This window comes from Roseateles sp. P5_E11 (assembly GCF_054049355.1).
The window spans coordinates 1-1078 of record NZ_JBFUMO010001041.1 but is presented as its reverse complement, the minus strand read 5'-3'; the positions used below and the strand labels follow the sequence as shown (position 1 = coordinate 1078).

The 1078-nt window shown below is 63.6% G+C and carries 2 protein-coding genes and 1 pseudogene; all 3 read left to right on the top strand.

Going from position 1 to position 1078, the window contains the following annotated elements; genetic code table 11:
- A partial coding sequence (locus ACXJKR_RS33245; protein ID WP_457326487.1) for a hypothetical protein occupies positions 1-326 on the top strand: 326 nt, incomplete at its 5' end.
- A complete protein-coding gene (locus tag ACXJKR_RS33240) occupies positions 323-625 on the top strand; it encodes a circadian clock KaiB family protein (RefSeq protein ID WP_457326486.1) in 303 nt (100 codons plus the stop codon). The genes ACXJKR_RS33245 and ACXJKR_RS33240, both read left to right, overlap by 4 nt.
- Positions 612-1078: pseudogene (locus tag ACXJKR_RS33235) on the top strand (hypothetical protein); the annotation flags it as partial. The gene ACXJKR_RS33240 and the pseudogene ACXJKR_RS33235, both read left to right, overlap by 14 nt.

Below are 1078 nucleotides of genomic sequence, written 5' to 3'. Positions count from 1 at the left end.
ATACCTATACCGCCGGTGGTGAAGTCCTGATGGGCACGCTGCGCTGGGAAAAGGAACGCGCCGAGCGTTCGTCGACCGACGCCGCCGAGGTCGCCCGCAAACTCAAGCGCGTCAGGCTGGATGCCGAAGAGGCCGAGTTGGAGGTGCGAGTGAAGTCGCTGCAGACCGAGCTGGTTGCAAAGCAGGTCGAAAAGGCCTTGCTGGCCAGCGCCACCGAAAGCAGCGAGCGCGAACTGTCACGCGGCCATACCCGCATGCGCGAACTGCGCGGTGCCGATGCTGCAAAACCGGCAGCCAAGGCTGTCACGAAAGCGAGCACTCTATGAACCGCCGCAGCTTGTTCAAGTTCCGGCTCTACGTTGYCGGCGACGCGCTGAATTCGGCGCAGGCACTCGACAATCTGTCAGCCCTATGTCGCGTCCATCTGCCGAAGCGGCATGAGATCGAGGTGGTCGACGTGTTCCGAGAGCCCAAGCTGGCGATGGCGGCAGGCGTATTGATGACACCGACGCTGTTCAAGCTCTCGCCTTCACCGACCCGCCGCATCGTCGGCACGCTCAGCCAGGCCCAGCCTTTGCTGCAGGCCCTGGGGTTGCCGGAAGGCGGCAGCCGTGAAGCCGAATGAGCTACCGCCGGCTGACGATGTCAGCGAGGAGATCGCCAGGCTGATCGAATCTTTCCACGTGATCGAACAAAGGCTGGAGGAGCTGACCGGGGGCGAGGTGGACACGGTGACTGACCAACTCGGTCGGACCTCCCTGCTGCGCCGCTCCCAGGAGCACTCACGCCGCAACGAGGCGGTGAAGCAGGCCGCGATTCTCGATGCTCTGCCCGCCCATATCGCCGTTCTCGATGCACAGGGATCCATCGTTGCGGTGAATGAGGCGTGGCGCTGCTTCGCCACCGCGAACGCGCTGCAGGGGCCACGCTATGCGGTCGGTGTCAATTACCTGAAGGTGTGCGATGACGCGATAGGCGACGGAGGGAGCGAGGGGCCCATCGTCTCAGCGGGCATACGTGCGGTGCTGATGGAAGGATCGAAGAGCTTTTCGATCGAGTACCCCTGTGACTCGACGAC